The organism is Stenotrophomonas sp. CFBP 13725, from assembly GCF_014841935.1.
GTDB lineage: Bacteria > Pseudomonadota > Gammaproteobacteria > Xanthomonadales > Xanthomonadaceae > Stenotrophomonas.
Window position 1 is genome coordinate 494,481 of the sequence record NZ_JACYUV010000001.1, and the last position, 17,615, is coordinate 512,095.

Annotated in this window: 18 protein-coding genes; 5 read left to right on the forward strand and 13 right to left on the reverse strand. The window is 65.4% G+C overall.

Annotation, left to right across the window (positions count from 1 at the left end):
* Window positions 1–148: 148 nt before the first annotated feature.
* From IFT65_RS02140 to IFT65_RS02175, 8 genes are all read right to left on the reverse strand, one after another.
* Window positions 149–607 carry a hypothetical protein gene (locus IFT65_RS02140; protein ID WP_188327045.1) on the reverse strand — a complete coding sequence of 153 codons (459 nt, stop codon included), beginning with the start codon at window positions 605–607 and terminating at the stop codon, window positions 149–151.
* Window positions 604–810: a PspC domain-containing protein gene (locus tag IFT65_RS02145; protein ID WP_192079786.1), complete on the reverse strand. Its 207-nt coding sequence runs from the start codon at window positions 808–810 to the stop codon at window positions 604–606. The genes IFT65_RS02140 and IFT65_RS02145 overlap by 4 nt, the downstream gene beginning before the upstream one ends.
* Window positions 811–927: 117 nt before the next feature.
* Window positions 928–1,995: a class III poly(R)-hydroxyalkanoic acid synthase subunit PhaC gene (gene phaC / locus IFT65_RS02150; RefSeq protein ID WP_192079788.1), complete on the reverse strand. Its 1,068-nt coding sequence runs from the start codon at window positions 1,993–1,995 to the stop codon at window positions 928–930.
* Window positions 1,992–3,089 (reverse strand): class III poly(R)-hydroxyalkanoic acid synthase subunit PhaE, encoded by a 1,098-nt coding sequence (gene phaE / locus IFT65_RS02155; protein WP_192079790.1) that lies wholly within the window; start codon window positions 3,087–3,089, stop codon window positions 1,992–1,994. Before phaE ends, phaC begins: the two co-directional genes overlap by 4 nt.
* 13 nt (window positions 3,090–3,102) lie before the next feature.
* Complete coding sequence (locus tag IFT65_RS02160; protein ID WP_188327041.1) at window positions 3,103–3,717, reverse strand: CDP-alcohol phosphatidyltransferase family protein; 615 nt, start codon at window positions 3,715–3,717, stop codon at window positions 3,103–3,105.
* Window positions 3,718–4,182: 465 nt separating this feature from the next.
* Entirely contained in the window at window positions 4,183–4,671 is a 489-nt protein-coding gene (locus IFT65_RS02165) for an 8-oxo-dGTP diphosphatase (protein ID WP_192079792.1), read from the reverse strand.
* Between the two features lie 41 nt (window positions 4,672–4,712).
* Window positions 4,713–5,225, reverse strand: a complete 513-nt coding sequence (locus IFT65_RS02170; RefSeq protein ID WP_192079794.1) for a DUF1249 domain-containing protein — start codon at window positions 5,223–5,225, stop codon at window positions 4,713–4,715.
* A gap of 362 nt (window positions 5,226–5,587) precedes the next feature.
* Window positions 5,588–6,409, reverse strand: coding sequence for a pyruvate, water dikinase regulatory protein (locus IFT65_RS02175; protein ID WP_192079796.1), 822 nt, complete (start codon window positions 6,407–6,409; stop codon window positions 5,588–5,590).
* Window positions 6,410–6,554: 145 nt separating this feature from the next.
* Between IFT65_RS02175 and ppsA the strand changes: the two genes are divergently transcribed.
* Window positions 6,555–8,933, forward strand: a complete 2,379-nt coding sequence (ppsA, locus tag IFT65_RS02180) for a phosphoenolpyruvate synthase (protein ID WP_192079798.1) — start codon at window positions 6,555–6,557, stop codon at window positions 8,931–8,933.
* Window positions 8,934–9,376: 443 nt separating this feature from the next.
* Here the strand turns inward: ppsA and IFT65_RS02185 are convergent, their stop codons facing one another.
* The 5 genes from IFT65_RS02185 to IFT65_RS02205 form a co-directional block, all read right to left on the reverse strand.
* Entirely contained in the window at window positions 9,377–10,225 is an 849-nt protein-coding gene (locus IFT65_RS02185) for an EcsC family protein (RefSeq protein ID WP_192079800.1), read from the reverse strand.
* Window positions 10,226–10,348: 123 nt separating this feature from the next.
* Window positions 10,349–10,918, reverse strand: a complete 570-nt coding sequence (gene orn / locus IFT65_RS02190; RefSeq protein ID WP_192079802.1) for an oligoribonuclease — start codon at window positions 10,916–10,918, stop codon at window positions 10,349–10,351.
* A 69-nt stretch (window positions 10,919–10,987) separates the two neighbouring features.
* Window positions 10,988–11,509, reverse strand: a complete 522-nt coding sequence (gene tadA, locus IFT65_RS02195) for a tRNA adenosine(34) deaminase TadA (RefSeq protein ID WP_192079804.1) — start codon at window positions 11,507–11,509, stop codon at window positions 10,988–10,990.
* Window positions 11,506–11,958 (reverse strand): manganese-binding transcriptional regulator MntR, encoded by a 453-nt coding sequence (gene mntR / locus IFT65_RS02200; protein WP_223203019.1) that lies wholly within the window; start codon window positions 11,956–11,958, stop codon window positions 11,506–11,508. Before mntR ends, tadA begins: the two co-directional genes overlap by 4 nt.
* A 132-nt stretch (window positions 11,959–12,090) precedes the next feature.
* Complete coding sequence (locus tag IFT65_RS02205; protein WP_197973948.1) at window positions 12,091–13,218, reverse strand: DNA adenine methylase; 1,128 nt, start codon at window positions 13,216–13,218, stop codon at window positions 12,091–12,093.
* A gap of 395 nt (window positions 13,219–13,613) precedes the next feature.
* Here IFT65_RS02205 and IFT65_RS02210 point away from each other — a divergent pair, with 395 nt between their 5' ends.
* From IFT65_RS02210 to IFT65_RS02225, 4 genes are all read left to right on the forward strand, one after another.
* Window positions 13,614–14,264 (forward strand): hypothetical protein, encoded by a 651-nt coding sequence (locus tag IFT65_RS02210; RefSeq protein ID WP_188327031.1) that lies wholly within the window; start codon window positions 13,614–13,616, stop codon window positions 14,262–14,264.
* On the forward strand, window positions 14,264–15,543 hold a 1,280-nt coding region (locus IFT65_RS02215; protein ID WP_192080121.1), incomplete at its 3' end, for an XVIPCD domain-containing protein. The genes IFT65_RS02210 and IFT65_RS02215, both read left to right, overlap by 1 nt.
* 79 nt (window positions 15,544–15,622) lie before the next feature.
* Window positions 15,623–16,270 (forward strand): hypothetical protein, encoded by a 648-nt coding sequence (locus IFT65_RS18620; RefSeq protein ID WP_197973976.1) that lies wholly within the window; start codon window positions 15,623–15,625, stop codon window positions 16,268–16,270.
* Complete coding sequence (locus tag IFT65_RS02225; protein ID WP_192079808.1) at window positions 16,267–17,592, forward strand: XVIPCD domain-containing protein; 1,326 nt, start codon at window positions 16,267–16,269, stop codon at window positions 17,590–17,592. The genes IFT65_RS18620 and IFT65_RS02225 overlap by 4 nt, the downstream gene beginning before the upstream one ends.
* The last annotated feature ends 23 nt before the right edge of the window (window positions 17,593–17,615 follow it).

The window sequence follows — 17,615 nt, forward strand, 5'->3', positions numbered from 1 at the left end:
TGGCCTCGCTACAGCTTAACGCCTCGAAGCTGACTCGCTTGTCACGAAGGGTAATGTCGACCGGTTGCACGGACATGACGCCCGTTCGCCGCCACATGCTTACAAATATTTAACACCGCGCTGACGCGGCGCCGTGCCGATCCCGCGCTCAGCGAAAGCCGGGCCACCAGCCGCGCCCGTGGTGGGCGTAGTGATCTGCGGCGATTTCAAAGGGATTGCGCGCGCTGACACCGCCACAGAGCAGATAGACGGGCAAGTACAGCGGACCCAGTACGAAGTACTGATACACATGTGCGCGCTCATGGTCGTCCAGGCGGATCCACGGCTCCACGGCATGGCCCGCCCGATGGGCATACGTGCGGCAGCTGATGCCCAGGTCACCGCCGGTGTGCAGGATGACGTTGCCCAACGTGATCGCCCCACCCGGCCCCCACGGCCAGTGATGGAACACCAGCGCGCAGTCCCGCGCGCTCCAGTGAGGACGCGATCCGCCCAGCATGCCCACGCCACCGCCGACCAGGCCGATCAGGGTGTTGGGCGAGGTCCACAGCGCGCCGAGCACCTGCAACGGGCGCAGCCATGCAGGTCGTGCCGGCGACCGGTTCAATCGGCCTCGTTCGGGATCAGCAGCCACAGGATCAGGTACACCAGGATGCCAGGGAACGCAGCCGAGGCGATGGAGACCACCACGAACAGGATGCGCAGCAGCGTTGCACTCCAGCCAAACCGCTGGGCGATGCCGCCGATGACGCCGGCAATCATGCGGTTGTTCAGAGAGCGCGAGAGGGTGCGGGGCGTGGTGGCATTCATGGCAGGGCTCCGAGGATCTGGTTACTACCCTAGCGGCAAGGCCGTCTACGACGGGTCAGCAGTCAGAGGAGCCGGGGTGACACCCGATCGCCACGCCCTGCCCGTCCGCCGCCGCGATCAGCCGCTGCGGGCCTGCAGCCACTCATGAATGGTTGCCGGTACCTCGCGCTGTGCGCGGCCGGACACATAAATGCCGATATGCCCACCACGGAAGCTGGATTCGGTGTAATCGGTACTGCCCAGTCGTCCGCGCATCGCGCGTGACGCATCCGGCGGCACGAGATGGTCCTGCTCGGCGTAGATGTTCAATACCGGCAGCGTGACCTGCGACAGCGCCACGGGCTCGGTTCCGATCCGCACCCCATCGTGCATCAGGCCGTTGCCCTGGTAGAACTGCTTGATGAAGTCACGGAACGCCTCGCCTGCCAGATCCGGCGAGTCGAAGATCCATTTTTCCATCCGCAGGAAGTCTTCCAGCGCCGCCTTGTCATCCAGGATGTCGAGCAGGCCGACGTACTTCTGCACGTTCAGGCGGAAGGGTTTCAGCATCAGGTAACTGGTATTCATCAGGTCGGCCGGGATGTTGCCCAGCGTATCCACCAGCAGGTCCACATCCACCTGCTGCGCCCAGTGCGACAGCATGTTGTCCGGCGTATGGAAATCCACCGGGGTGACCATGGTCACCAGATTGGCCAGCTTCCGTTGGCGCAGGGCGGCGTAGCACAAGGCGAACACCCCGCCCTGGCAGATGCCGAGCATGTCCACGGTCATGCCCGCGCGTGCCAGCAACGCGTCCACCGCGCCGTCGATATAGCGCAGCAGGTAGTCTTCCAGCGTCAGGTACCGCTCGGACCGATCCGGATAGCCCCAGTCCAGGACATAGACATCGTGGCCCAGCGCCAGCAGCTTCTGCACCAGCGAGCGATCGGTCTGCAGGTCGACCATGTAAGGGCGGTTGACCAGCGCGTAGACAATCAACAACGGGCGCTTGTGCACAGGCGGCGTATCGCCGACGAAGCGGTACAGCACCACCTTGCCGTCGGACCACACCGCTTCGCGCGCAGTCACCCCGTAGTCCACGTCGTCCACCGACGGCAGCAGCTGCAGGCCTTCCATCAGCTTGCGCCGCATGGCCAACGTCTCCTGCATCAGGTCATCGGCATTGAACCCGAGGGGCCCTTTCATGTGCGCGGTTTCCGTGGGGGGATGGGTGCGGCCTTCTTCGCGGTCACTTTTTTCGCGGCGGCTTTCTTCGCGGCGGCTTTCTTTGGCGCGTCCGCCGTCGGCGCCGAGGCGCGCTTGCGGACGCGGGGCGCGACCTTGGCTACGGCAGGCTGCACCGCCTGCGCCCAGCCATCGTCCGGCGCGGCGCGGCCCAGTTGCTCCACGGCCACCTGCAAGCGGCGCAGCTGCCGTTCCAGCTCGGCAATGCGCTTGTGCGCGGCATCCATCTCGCTGCGCGTGGGCAGCCCGACCCGCTCACTCACCTGCTCCACTTCGCGCTGTACCGCCGCGCGCAGGCGCATCTGTGCATTACCCAGCGCGGCATAGACCTGCTGGAACGGTTCGGACAACGCCACCTTGGAATACGCTTCTTCGGCCACTTCGATCCACAGATCGAACATCGCCCGGGCGCTGGTCAGCTGGCTGCCCGGCGTTTCATGCTCACCCAGACGCTGTTCGAACAGAGCGAATGCCGCATCCAGCGCCTGCTGGATCTGGTCGACATACGCCTTGGACTGATCCTGGAATTCCTGCTGGGCCAGCACCAGTTTCTGCCAGCGGGCCTGGTGTTCACGGGCCGGGCCGAACGCCGGCCCCTGCAAGCACGGCGCCAAGCGCTCCTGCCACTGCTGCATTACCGCGACCACATCGTCCATGCCGCCATCGACGCCCGTGCTGCCGCGTGCTCCCTGCAGCATCCACTGCAGCATGCCCGCGCCCTGGCCCTGGCCCATCACGGCCTCGCGCCACGCATTCGCGACCTCGGCACTGGTCGCGTCACGACCGGCGAACTGCGAGGCGACCTGCTGCATCGTGCCGTACCAGCCGCCCGCCTGCGACCGGAACCGGTTAACGGCGTCATCCGCCGGACCCGGACCGCGCTCGGGCAGCAGTTGCGCCCACCAGTCCAGCACCTGCTTCCAGTCTGCCGGGTCGCTGCCCGCGCCCGGTGCACCCACGCCGCCCTGCTTCAACGCATCGCCCCAGGCGCTGAAATACTGCCGCGCGGTGTCGTCGAACGGCGGGCTGCCCGGGCCGTTGGGGGAACCCTTCATGCCGGTGCCTGCGTCATGGCTTGGGAATGTGCAGGGTCTTGCTGATCATCAGCGACCCCGACAGTGCAAACAGGAGCACCAGCGGATGCAGCTGCCACGGGCCGATCTGCCACTGGCCCAGCCACAGGTCCGCACCGATCGCGCCCGTGCCCGCTGCGACCGCCAGCACGATCACCAGCAGCAGGCTGCTCGGAATCGGCGTGCCCTCGAAATACGGCACCTTGTCGCCGCCATCGGACAACGCCTCGGCGGTCACGTTGTAGCGCGCCAGGCGGCTGACGCCACAGCACACGAAATAGCTCAGCACCAGCCAATCCCAGCCCCCCTGCATGCCGCAGGCATAGGCCAGGGCCGCGGGCGCCACACCGAAGGAAATCACATCGGACAGCGAGTCGAGCTCGCGACCCAGCGTGGAACTGGATTTGCGCCAGCGGGCGATGCGCCCGTCGAGCGCGTCGAAGATGAAGGCCAGCGGGATCAACGCCATGCCGAACAGGAGATAGCCCTGTGCTCCGTCCTGCAGGAAGCGCATCGCGGCAAACACCGCACCAGTGCCGCAGAACGCGTTGGCCAAGGTGAACCAGTCAGCCAGATGGAACTCGCGCAGCATCGAGAAGTGTCGTTTCATGAAGGCTCACGGGACTACGGTGGTCTACAGGGTACGCGAGGCCGCGTGCGGACGACAGACGGATCCTCCCGGCACGCTTCACCCGGGCCTCACGCTTCATCACATGCGGTGAATTTTTGGCCACCCATCTTGACAGCGTTGGAGGGCGGGGGCGGAAGGAGGTTATCCACAAAGTTGCTCACCAACAATCCACACCCCCTGTGGACAACCTGCGCCACGGATGTGGCGCAGGTTGTCCGCGCATGCCCTACATCCCCCCGCCTTCGGCGCGCCCCCTTTGAAGGGGGCTTTCCCTCTGACGGACCGCGGTATGACTCAAGGGGCTCTCCGTCCCACGGCTGGCGCCACTGATGTGGCGCAGGTTGTCCGCGCATGCACTACATCCCCCCGCCTTCGGCGCGCCCCCTTTTAAGGGGGCTCTCTGTCCCACGGCCCGCGGTGTGAGGGCCTTGCTGCCCGCGCCCGTCAGACCCGGGTGTACTTCCAGGACTGCATGCGGCCGTCGCGATAAGGCATCACGCCGTGGAAGGCGCGCGGGTCCGTATCGAACACCAGCGGCAGGAAATGGCGATCGCCTTCCCACATCGGCAGCGTGTCCAGCTTGTCCACGTCCACCCACTCCAGCGTGCCTTCGTGGTTACCGCCGTGCGGCGTACCCTCATAGGTATCCACTACGAACACGAAGCCGAACCAGTCCTCGCCCTGCTTGCCGAACCCCGGCCAGCTGATCGTGCCGCGCAGTTGCATGGACGTGCAGTCGATACCGGCTTCTTCCTGGATCTCGCGGCGCATGCCTTCGGCCACGTCTTCGTCCGGCTCGACCTTGCCGCCCAACCCGTTGTACTTGCCCAGGTGATGGTCGCCGGGCCGGGTGTTGCGATGGATCATCAGCACCTGGCGGCGGTCCGGCGAAAGCACGTAGCCGAGCGTGGCGATGATGGGGGTATACGGCATGCGAGGTTCCGGCAGAGGCGAAGCCGCCGATTATGGCCGGATCAGGGCACGACTGTCAGGCGGCGCTCGGCCGTCACCGCGGCAGGCGCATCGGGGTCGCGCGCCAGCGTGGCCACGCCATGCCCGCGCTCGGCCAGATACTCCAGCCACTTGCCGAGGAACGTGTTCATGCGCATGCGGTGGTTGATCAACTCCGCCGGTGGCGGGTACAGCCCCATCACGTCCTGCCAGCGGCGGCCGACGTAGCAGTGAGTGGTTTCGGCCTGGCGGGCGTCACGGTACAGACGCACATACGCCGAGGGGTCGGGCTGTCCAGTGACCGGATCACACAGGTCGTAGGTCAGCCGCATTTCCACCGTGTAGGCGTGGCAGGCAATGATATCCACACGGACATCGAGCCCATCGCCGACGGACGATACGTAACTGCCGACCGCCAGATCACCGGGGGCGAACAGGCGCACGAGGTGGCGGTGGTTTTCCGCGTACAGGCCCATCAGCCAGCTCAGGCGGCTGAGGCGCGGGATGCGTTCGGTAAGAGGACGTGCTTGGGCCATGGCTTGATCCTACACGCAGCCGGCCCGCGCCCGATAGCGCCGGTCAGCACCGCGATTCAGGCGCGCCCGGTAGTGACGGCTTCAGCCGTCGACGAACGCCCTGGTAATGACGGCTTCAGCCGTCAACGAACGCCTTGGTAGTGACGGCTTCAGCCGTCAACGAAAGCCGGCTGAAGCCGGCTCTACCAAGCAACGTGCCGCCCGGGGAACGCGCCACCCGGGCAACGCGCCCCGTCAATAACGCGCCACCCGGGCAACGCGCCCCGTCAATAACGTGCCACCCGGGCATCCCGCCCTGCCAATAACACACCACCCGGGCATCCCGCCCCGTCAATAACGCACCACCCACGCACCCCGCTCCGTCAGTACAGCTCCCGGCGCAGCCCCAGAGTGGCCAGCACCTTGCTCGAGATCTCCTCGATCGAGGTGTGCGTGGTGCTCAGGGTGGGCACGCGCTCCATCTGGAACATCCGCTCGGCCGCGATGACTTCCTTCTTGCAGGTGTCCGCCGCGGCGTAGCGCGAATTCGGCCGACGTTCCTGGCGGATCTGCTGCAGCCGTTCCGGGTCGATGGTCAGGCCGAACAGCTTGCGGCGGTAATTGCGCAGGCGCGGCGGCAGGCGATCGCTTTCCAGGTCTTCGTCGGTCAGCGGGTAATTGGCCGCACTCACGCCGTAATGCAGGGCCAGGTAGATGCACGTCGGCGTCTTGCCCGCACGCGACACCGCCACCAGGATCACGTCGGCAGCGTCGTAATTGACCGCGATGCCGTCGTCGTGGCTCAGCGCGAAGTTCATCGCGTTGATCCGCCGGTGATAGGTCTCGAAGTCGACCATCCCGTGCGCCTGGCCCACCCGCGACAGCCGCGGCGAGGACAGTTCGGCCTCCAGCGTTTCGATGAACGGGGCGAACACATCCAGCATCAGCGCCCCGCTGCCGGCGAGGATGACGCTGAGCCCCTGATCCACGCAGGAGTTCACCACGATCGGCCTTACCTGGTAGCGCTCGCCCGCTGCGCGGATCCGAGCGCAGGCTTCGGCGGCTTTTTCGGGGTCATCTATGAACGACATCCGGTCCGTGATGAAACTGAATCCGGAGAACTGGGTGAGCAGGCTATGCCCAATGGTTTCAGCGGTGATACCGGTTCCATCGGAAACGTAGAACACCGGTCTGATGGTCGTCATAGGCGTGTTTTCCCAGTCCGAAGCTTAAAACGCCTGCCGTGACACGCTTGTGCCGACGGCGGTCCGACCGGCATCATAGCGGCTTCTTCCTACGGACGCGGCCATCCCAGCCCGCCTCGGGCGATGGCCTAACGGAGCATCGCGCTTGAACGACAATATCCTGTGGTTGCACGAACTGCGCTTGGCCGACCTGGCCCGCGTCGGCGGAAAAAATTCGTCGCTTGGCGAAATGATCGGCAACCTCGCCGGTCTCGGGGTGTCCGTGCCCGGAGGCTATGCCACGACCTCTGAAGCTTTCAAGGACTTCATTGCCCACAACGACCTCTCCACGCGCATCTTCGACAAGCTGGCCACGCTGGATGTCGAAGACGTTGCCGCGCTGACGGTGGCCGGCAAGGAAATCCGCGGCTGGGTCATCGATGCACCGCTGCAGCCGCAGCTGGACCAGGACATCCGCGCCGCCTACGCGCAGCTGAGCGCTGAAAACGGCGGCGGCGACATCGCCGTGGCCGTGCGTTCGTCGGCCACCGCCGAAGACCTGCCCGACGCCTCGTTCGCCGGCCAGCAGGAAACCTTCCTCAACGTGACCGGTGCCGACGATGTCGTGGTCAAGGTCAAGGAAGTGTTTGCGTCGCTGTACAACGATCGCGCCATCGCCTACCGCGTGCACCACGGCTTCAAGCACGAAGACGTGTTCCTGTCCGCAGGCGTGCAGCTGATGGTGCGTTCGGGCGTCGGCTCGTCCGGCGTGCTGTTCACCCTCGACACCGAATCCGGCTTCCGCGATGTGGTCTTCGTGACCTCGTCGTTCGGTCTGGGCGAGATGGTCGTGCAGGGTGCGGTGAACCCCGATGAGTTCTACGTCTACAAGCCCACCCTGACCGCGGGCAAGCCGGCGATCCTGCGTCGTTCGCTGGGCAGCAAGGCGATCCGCATGGTGTATTCGGATGTGCCCGGTGAGCGCGTGCGCATCGAAGACACCCCGGCCGAACTGCGCAGCACCTTCTCCATCAGCGACGAAGACGTGCAGGAACTGTCCAAGCAGGCGCTGGTCATCGAGCAGCATTACGGCCGCCCGATGGATATCGAGTGGGCCAAGGACGGCGTCAGCGGCAAGCTGTTCATCGTGCAGGCGCGTCCGGAGACGGTGAAGTCGCGCAGCCACGCCACGCAGATCGAGCGCTTCGCGCTGACCGAGAAAGACGGCAAGGTGTTGGCCGAAGGCCGCGCCGTGGGTGCCAAGATCGGCGCCGGTGTCGCCCGCGTGGTGAAAACCCTCGACGACATGGCGCGCGTGCAGCCCGGCGACGTGCTGATCGCCGACATGACCGATCCCGATTGGGAGCCGGTGATGAAGCGTGCATCGGCCATCGTGACCAATCGCGGTGGACGCACCTGCCACGCCGCGATCATCGCGCGCGAGCTCGGCGTGCCGGCCGTGGTCGGTTCGGGCAATGCCACCCAGCTCATCCAGGATGGCCAGGAAGTCACCGTCAGCTGTGCCGAAGGTGATACCGGCATGATCTACGAAGGCATCCTCGCGTTCGAGCGCACCACCACCGATCTGGGCAACATGCCGCCGGCACCGCTGAAGATCATGATGAACGTGGCCAACCCGGAACGTGCCTTCGACTTCGGCCAGCTGCCGAACGCAGGCATCGGCCTGGCGCGCCTGGAAATGATCATCGCCAGCCACATCGGCATCCATCCGAACGCGCTGCTGGAGTACGACCGCCAGGACGCGCAGACGAAGAAGAAGATCGACGAGAAGATCGCCGGTTACAAGGATCCGGTGAGCTTCTACGTGGATCGCTTGGCCGAAGGCATCGCCACGCTGACCGCGTCGGTGGCCCCGAACCCGGTGATCGTGCGCCTGTCGGACTTCAAGTCCAACGAGTACGCCAACCTGATCGGCGGCACCAACTACGAGCCGCACGAAGAGAACCCGATGATCGGCTTCCGCGGCGCCAGCCGTTACGTCGACCCGAGCTTCTCCGCAGCCTTCGCGTTGGAATGCAAGGCCGTACTGCGCGTCCGCAACGAGATGGGCCTGGACAACCTGTGGGTCATGATTCCGTTCGTGCGCACGCTGGAAGAAGGCCGCAAGGTCATCGAGGTGCTGGAACAGAATGGCCTGAAGCAGGGCGAGAACGACCTCAAGATCATCATGATGTGCGAGGTGCCGTCCAACGCACTGCTCGCCGATGAGTTCCTTGAGATCTTCGACGGCTTCTCCATCGGCTCCAACGACCTGACCCAGCTCACCCTGGGCCTGGACCGCGATTCGTCGATCGTCGCGCACCTGTTCGACGAACGGAACCCGGCGGTGAAGAAGCTGCTGTCGATGGCGATCAAGTCGGCCCGCGCCAAGGGCAAGTATGTTGGCATCTGCGGCCAGGGCCCGTCGGATCACCCGGACCTGGCGGAATGGCTGATGCAGGAAGGCATCGAATCGGTATCGCTGAACCCGGATACCGTAGTCGACACCTGGCTGCGCCTGGCCAAGCTGAAGTCGGCCAGCTGACGAAGCAGCGTGACGGCCCCTGGCCGTCACGCTTTCACCGCACGATGACCGGTAGAGCCGACCGGTAGAGCCGACTTCAGTCGGCTGCCTTTAGCGTGCCGTACCCGGTTCTCACGCCCGCTGGCCGTCCACGCTTTGCCGCGATTACCCGGTAGAGCCGACTTCAGTCGGCTGCCTTTCGCATGACGCACCTAGCACCCACGCCCGCTGGCCGTCCACGCTTTGCCGCTGCGCTCGCCGAGCATGGCTCGGCGCTACCAACGCTGCCGCGCGCGCTATTATCGGGTAGAGCCGATCGGTAGAGCCGACTTCAGTCGGCTGCTGTGGCGGCGCTCATGAACCAGCCGACTGAAGTCGGCTCTACCAAAGCCACGTCCAAAGCCGTGTCCAAAGCCGCGCCCAAAGCCGCGTCCAAAACCGCGTCCAACGCCACGCCGCGCTGTTCAGCCGTTGGCGATCCGCTGGTAACACGCCTGCACCACGTCTTCGCCGTACTTTCGCTCCAGCCGGCGCACGATGAAATGCCCGCGCGCGACGTCCTGGTAGTAATCGGTGAACATCGTGTTCAACGCCGCACCCGTCGCTGCACCCACGATCGGTACAGCCTGCGCGGCGAACTTTTCGGTGATGACGACGCCAAAGCGCGCCGCCACCTTCTCCGCCAGCTTGGCCAGCAACTTACCGGCATCCTTCGGCGCAACGCCCAAGGTCAGGTTGCGCCCCGTCGCCACCCGCCCGACCAGTTCGGCCGACAGGTGCCGCACGACGTCCGCCGTGAAACCCCGAGCCAGGTAATAGCCAGTCTCACTGGCGTCATCGCTCTTCGCGTTGCCGCCCAGCGCAAACACTTCCAGACAGGCCTGGCGCGTGGACAGATCAGCCAGGTCAAACCCCTCACTGCGGGCCACGTCAGCCACGGCGCGCATCATGATGGTCGTGGACAGCGGCAGCTCGATCAGCAGCGCGGTGAAGCCAAACGCGCCGCCCACCGCGCCGGAGGTCGCCGCCGCGAACTTGTGCCAGCGCGTGGATGCCGCCTTGCCCGGCGTATTGTCCATGCTCATCAACGCACCCTGCACCGCCTTGTACAACGCCGCCTGCACTGCGCCGTGGATGCGACTGGACACCGCATTGGGCAGGCGGCTGACGGCGAACTCCAGCGGCGTGCCGACCAGATTGGCCATGCGCGCGGTGATGGTCGGTGCCTCCAACAGGGAAACAGCACGCTGCAGGGCAGCCCAATCGTCAGGCTGCTGGGCAATATCGCGGGGGAGCAGGATCGGTTCGTTCATGCTGCCGATGGTAGCGCTGCGGGGTTGAACGGCCGGGTGACGACGATCTGATAGTGACGGCCGCTGGCCGTCAGATCTGTCATCGTCCGCAGCCCCTTGACGTCCAGCGGCCGTCACTGCCCTTCAGTCGGGCAGCCCCGCCAACGCACCCATGAACTGTCGGTAATGCTTCAGCTCATTGATCGAATCCTGCACATCGCTCAGCGCTGTGTGGTTGCTGTTCTTGCCGACGCCCGCAGCCACCATCGGGGCCCAGCGCTTGGCCAGCTCCTTGATGGTGGACACATCCAGGTTGCGGTAATGGAAGTACTTTTCCAGCCGCGGCATCTCACGGTGCAGGAAGCGGCGGTCCTGGCAGATCGAGTTCCCGCACATCGGCGATGCGCCGGCACTGATCCACTCGCTGAGAAAGTTCACCGTCGCCGCTTCGGCCTGGCCCAAAGTGACCTGGCTGTCGACCACGCGCTGCCACAGGCCCGAACGGCGATGCTGGTTGCGGTTCCACTCGTCCATCGCCTCCAGCCGCTCCACCGGATGGTGGATCGCGAACTCCGGGCCTTCGGCAAGCACGTTGAGCTGGGCATCGGTGACCACCGTGGCAATCTCGATGATCGAATCGTTGTCCGTATCCAACCCGGTCATTTCCAGGTCGATCCAGATCAATCGGTCATTGCCTGCGCCGGTGTCGGCCATCGTGCTTCCTCGCTGAGGGCGGGCCGGACGACCGCGCCATGAATGGATGCGGCCATGATACCGCGCCCTTCAGTCTGCGTCGGCAGGCGGCGCGTCCAACGCAAGCAGCGGGCGCCCGCGCTTGGCACGAAAATAATTGGTCAGCCGGTTGCCGGCCTCGCGCGCCAGCACGCCGCCGTGGATCTCCACGCGGTGATTGTGCCGCGCATCGCCGAGCAGGTTGAACACACTGCCGCAGGCGCCGGTCTTCGGATCGGTGGCCGCGTAGACCAGGCGCCCCACGCGCGCATGCACGATCGCCATGGCACACATGGCGCACGGCTCCAGGGTGACGTACAGCGTGCTGCCCATCAGCCGATGGTTCTGCAGCGCCCTCCCCGCCCGCCGCATCGCCACGATCTCTGCATGCGCACTGGGATCGTGCTCGGCAATGTTGAGATTCCAACCCTCGCCCAGCACCTCACCCTGTGCACTCACCAGCACCGCCCCAACCGGGATCTCGTTGAACTCGCGCTCCGCGCGCTCGGCCAGGGCCAGCGCATGGCGCATCCAGTGCTCGTCGGCGTCGTGCACCGGCAAGGCGTCGCTCATGGGCGGCCCGCCTTCTGCAGGAACGCCTCGAACGCAGCCAGCGTCGCTTCGCTCACGTGGTGCTCGATCCCCTCGGCGTCGCGCCGCGCCGAATCGGCATCCACGCCGAGTGCCAGCAGAAAGCGCTCCACGGTCTGGTGACGGGTGCGGACATCGCGTGCCAGCTGCTCGCCGGCCGGCGTCAGGAACACCCCGCGATACGGCCGCTGGATCGCCCAGCCCTCCTTGACCAGCCGCTTCAGCGCCTTGGCCACCGTCGGCTGGGCCACACCCAGGCGGCTGGCAATATCCACCTGGCGGGCCTCGCGGCCATCGGCAATCAGGTCGGCGATCAGTTCCACATAATCTTCCACCAGCTCGGACCGCCGCGCCTCGCGCACCTGCGCGAAGCCCTCCATATGGACCTGGGAAGCGGGCAGGACGGATTTGGGGCGGGCAGTATCAGGCATGGCAGCCATTGTACGCGGGCCGAAAGCCGCGCACCGCAGCCCCACAACCCTCCGGTAGCGCCGAGCCACGCTCGGCGAGCGCAGCGGAAGGCACACCCATGACCGCCAGCGGCCATCACTACCGGATGTGACTCACCGTTTGTCCAACAGATACAGAAACTCCGTCACATGCGTATCCCGCGCTGCCAGGTTCCGGCTTCCGCGGAACGCGTTGTAGCGCGTATCCATCACGCTCAACGCCCCCATGCCCTCCAGCCCCGCCACAAACCGCTCGTGACTGATGAACCCTTCGGAGTTGTACGAGATCAACACGAAATGCGCCCGCACCTGCGCCACCGCGTCGAACAGCGCGGACTCGGCCAGACGGGCCTTGTTGTAGTCTGACCGATTCCAGTCGGTGGGAATGCCCGACACCCGACTCACCTGCGACGGCCGCTGGTAGTCACACAGCAGGTTCAACATGAAGTAGTTCGAACCATACGGATGCTCATTGTAGGGCGGATCGAAGTAGGCCACGTCCACCATGCCCAGCTCGCGCACCAGCGCATTGGCATCGCGGCGATGCAACTGCACCTCGCACGCAAAGCGACTGAACACCGGCGGCTGCACCTCGATCGGCCGCAGGATCCGCGACAACGCATTGCGCGCACTGCCGCCAAACTGTCCAATGCCCTCGCGGTTTTTGTGGAAGCCTTTGAACACGCCGGACGTATTGGTGTACATCGACGCCTGGGCGAGCACCGGCCCCAGCAGGAACGGCTTCAACTCTTCCGGCGTATCGGCTACAACCTGGCAGAAGGTATCCAGGAACATCGCGTTGCGCCGCGTATAGAACACCCGCTCACCGGGCTCGATGTTGTCATCGTCGCGCGGAGCGTACAGCTCGCAGAGAAAACCCGGGGCGCTATCCTGCGCAACGCGGCGGGCCACTCGGTCAAGTTCGTCCGCCAACGCGCCAGTGTCCACCTCCTGCGCATTGGCTTGATAACAGCGGTTGCCTACCTCGCTGTACCGCTCCAGATCGTTGCAGTGCAGGGTCGCGGCATAGCGCCGGGCCAGCCGGGCCACTACGCCGGAACCGGAAAACATATCCAGGAAATGGATGGTCGGCTTCTGCAGACACGCCATCGCATGCACGATGCCAGCTTCTACGAAGGGCAGCAGCGCCCGCTTGTTGCCGATGTAGGTGATCAGCTGGCTACGCAGGAACGCCTCGTGCTCGACAGGCACGCGGTCAATGGCATCTTCCTGCGGATTCAAACGGTGCCCCTGATCACGTGATTGCCTTCGAAACTCCAGGCCATGGTAGCGCCGAGCCACGCTCGGCGGGGGTCTGCAGTGCGGCTGATCCGGCCTGGGATTGGGCATTCCGCCGAGCGTGGCCCGGCGCTGCCGATGCAATCCCGCTACCCACGCGCCAACACTTTGACGCAATCGGAACGCCAATTTGGTAAAACGTACGTCTCACCGTCACGAATCGAGCACATGTCGCCAAGGAATGGAGACAACATCGCAGCCCCGCACGCCGGTTCGAACCCCGGGTTCCCGTGCATGCGCCCTGCTCTGCGCCTGCCACCGGCGCGCTCGATGGCTTCCGTGGCCACAGCATGACCGCATCGACTTCCCCCTTCCCATCCGCAGCCAGGAGGCCCCAAGTGCGCCGAACGTTTCTGCCGTGCGCTGCCCTGCTCCTCCTCACCGCCTGCCACCCGGAGAACGCCATGAACCAGGAAATCACCACCGCCGAACAGGACGTCGAAAACGGCGGCCGTGGCCTGGCCAAGCTCAATCCCAGCCCACGCCAGGCGTTCGAGCTGGTGCTGAGCCTCGCCGATGCCCCCGGTACGTTCGCCGTAGTGGAAGGCGTGGCCCAGTACGACGTCACCAACGAGCAGGAATGCGGCCGCATCGTCCCGGCCACCGGCATGCCCGCGCGCATCACCAGCCAGGAACCGGTGCAGCTGAAGAAGGTGTCCGATACCGAGTACCGCGGCACGGTGTACCTGGACCGCATGCTGGATGAGGATTACTACGGCCGCGGTGTCTGCAAATGGACGTTCAGTGGTGCCGGCGCGATGTTGAAGGCCACCGGCGCCGAGGGCGAAACCCGCTTTACCTCGTTCATCGAAGCGGACACGTTCATCGCCGGCAAGGCACTGACCCGCCATTACCCGGACCGCGATTACCCGCGCGTGGAGTCGGTGCCGGACTTCGGCCAAGCCGGCCACGAAGACCCGTCGCGGTTCCGCCCGGAACTGCAGGATGCGCTGTTCACCGCCACCCTGACCGCCCATGAGGTGCGCTGATGCCGCTCACCCACCGCGACTACGCCGCGCTTTCCGCCGATGCCTATGAAGACCACAAGGTCGGCCGCCGCGCGCCTGGCCAGGAAGAAGTTGTGCCGCTCAATGGGCACAACTACAAGGTGCTGGAGCACGTAAACAACCGGCAGAACGGCTACCAGGGCACGATCTACCAGCGCGAAGACACCGGGGAGATCATCGTCTCCCATCGCGGCACCGAGGAGATCCTGCAGGACGCCGTGCTTGCCGATGGCGGCATGGTGCTGGCGCGCTACAACCTGCAGGCCAACGATGCCATCGCGCTGACCCAGCGTGCGGTCGCGCTGTCCAAGCACATCGGCGAGAACGAAGGCCGGGCCCCGGAAGTCAGTGTCACCGGGCACTCGCTGGGCGGAGCGCTGGCCCAGGTCACCGCCCACCACTTCGACCTGAAGGGCGAAACCTTCAACGCCTACGGCGCCGCCAGTTTGGGCCTGCGCATCCCCGAAGGCGGCAGCAGCGTGCTCAACCATGCCATGGCATCGGATCCGGTCAGCGCCGCGTCCGGCCATTACGGCGAGGTGCGACTGTACGCCAGGCCCGATGAGATCCGCACGCTGGGCAACGCCGGTTTCAGCAACAAGTGGTACAACGGCGTGATTCCGGATTCGGCGCTGGTCGCCGCCGGTGGCTCGCTGGGCGCGCACAAGCTCGGCAATTTCGCTGACAGCGGCTCGGTGCTGGACGACCCTGCCACGCAGGCGCTGGCCAAGCAGAACGCGCGGATGATCGATGAGTACCGCGACAAGATGGAACTGCTGCGCGGTGCGGTCACCACCGGCGCGCGCGGCGTGCCGGGCGTGGCCGTGGACGTCTACGACCGCATCCGCGGCCCGCTGGATCCGGGTGAACCGGCACGCAAGGCAGCAGAAGACGCGCACAAGCGCGATGGCGCCATGCGCATGGACAGCCCCGGCCACCCCGGTAATCTGCTGTTCCAGGACGCGCTGCGCGGCGTGGAAGCACAGGACCTGCGCGCCGGCCGTACGCCGGACCAGCACAGCGGCCAGCTGGCCGGCAGCCTGGCGGCGGAAATGCACGCCAACGGCGGCACCCGCATCGACAACGTGCTGATGAGCAGCGATGCCTCGCGCACCTTCGGCGTACAGGGCCAGGCCAACGACCCGGCGCACCTGCGCGTTTCCGTAGCGACCACCGAGGCGATGCAGGTTCCCCTGGAACAGAGCAGCGAGCGCGTGCAGCAGGCTGCCATACAGCGCATGGGCCAGGAACAGGACCTTCANAGAATGCAACGCGGCAGATGCATGCCTGATCGCCCCTCACTGCTATTTACCGGATCCGCGAAGAGGTTTTCCATTCACATGCGGATCCTGTCCTGCTTCGCCTTGCTGTTGCTTACTGCCTGCCACTCCGAGACCGCCATGAACCAGGAAATCGCCACCGCAGAACAGGACGTCGCACAGGGCGGCCGCGGGCTGGCCAAGCTCAATCCCGCTCCGCGACAGGCGTATGAGCTCGTACTGAAGATCCAGGACGCGCCGGGGCCCATCAACCTTGTCGAAGCGGTCGCGCAATACGATGTAACCAACGAAGCGCAGTGTGGGCGTATACAACCCGAGACCGAAACCGCCGGACGCATCACCAGCCAGGAGCCCGTGGAGCTCCGCAGGATTTCCGAGGGCGAGTACCGAGGCACAGTCTACCTGGACCGCATGCAGGACGAAGACTATTACGGCCGCGGTGTCTGCCACTGGGAATTCAGCGGCGCCAGCGCGGTGCTGAAGGCCACCGGTGCGGAGGGCGAAACCCGTTTTACTGCGTTCCTCGAATCCCCGGCTTTCACCAAGGGAGAGCCACTGACGCGCTATTACGCCAATGCCGTGTACCCACGCGCTGCTTCATTGCCCGACTACCGCGCAGGCGGTGAGGCCGCTCCTGGCGATTACAAACCCGAGCTGCGACAGGCACTGTTCTCTGTCCAGCTTTCCGCGCGTCAGGTCACGCTATGAGCTTGACCAGCCAGGACTATGCTGCGCTGTCCGATGATGCGTACAAGGATTACGCCGTTGGCCGCCGAGACACGGCAAAGGACGAGCTGGTCACGCTCAATGGCCATGCCTACAAGATCATCGAGCATGTAAACAACAGGAACACGGGTTACCAAGGCACCGTCTACGAGCGCGCCGACACCGGCGAAGTTGTCGTAGCGCACCGTGGCACCGAGCAGATCCTGCTGGATGCCGTGGTGACCGACGCCGGCATGGTGCTCTCGCGAACCAACCAACAGGCGCCGGACGCCATTGCCCTGACCCAGCGAGCGGTAGCCCAGGCGGAGGTCAATGCCTCCTTGAACGGACGGGCCGCCGAGGTCAGCGTCACCGGGCATTCGCTGGGCGGCGCGCTGGCCCAGGTCACCGCACACCATTTCGACCTCAAGGGCGAGACCTTCAATGCGTATGGCGCGGCCAGCCTCGGCCTGCGCATCCCGGAAGGCGGCAACGCCATGGTCAATCATGTGATGGCAGCTGATCCGGTCAGCGCGGCGTCGGGCCACTATGGCCAGGTGCGTACTTACGCAACCGAAGGAGAGATGAATACGCTGCGGGCATCCGGCTTCCGCAATGGCGCGATCGCCAGTTTCCTGATTCCCGATTCGGCGTTGCTGGCGGCCGGGCGCTCGCTGGATTCGCACAAGATGGGCAACTTCCTGAACGAAGGCTCGGTGCTGGACAACCCCGCCTCGCAGGCATTGGCCAAGCAGAACGAAAGCCTCATCGGCGGCTACCGCGAGAAACTCGAGTCGCTGCGTGGCGGCCTGACAAGCGTCACCCGCGGCGGTATCGGCAACGCCGTGGACCTCTACGACCGCATCCGCGGCTCGCTGGATACGGGTGAACCGGCCCGCAAGGCAGCAGAAGATGCGCACAAGCGCGATGGCGCCATGCGCATGGACAGCCCCGGCCACCCCGGCAACCTGCTGTTCCAGGACGCGCTGCGCGGCGTGGAAGCACAGGACCTGCGCGCCGGCCGTACGCCGGACCAGCACAGCGGCCAGCTGGCCGGCAGCCTGGCGGCGGAAATGCACGCCAACGGCGGCACCCGCATCGACAACGTGCTGATGAGCAGCGATGCCTCGCGCACCTTCGGCGTGCAGGGCCAAGCCAACGACCCGGCGCACCTGCGCGTTTCCGTAGCGACCACCGAGGCGATGCAGGTTCCCCTGGAACAGAGCAGCGAGCGCGTGCAGCAGGCTGCCATACAGCGCATGGGCCAGGAACAGGACCTTCAGCTGGCCCAGCAGCAGAATGCAACGCGGCAGATGCATGCCTGATCGCCCCTCACTGCCATTTACCG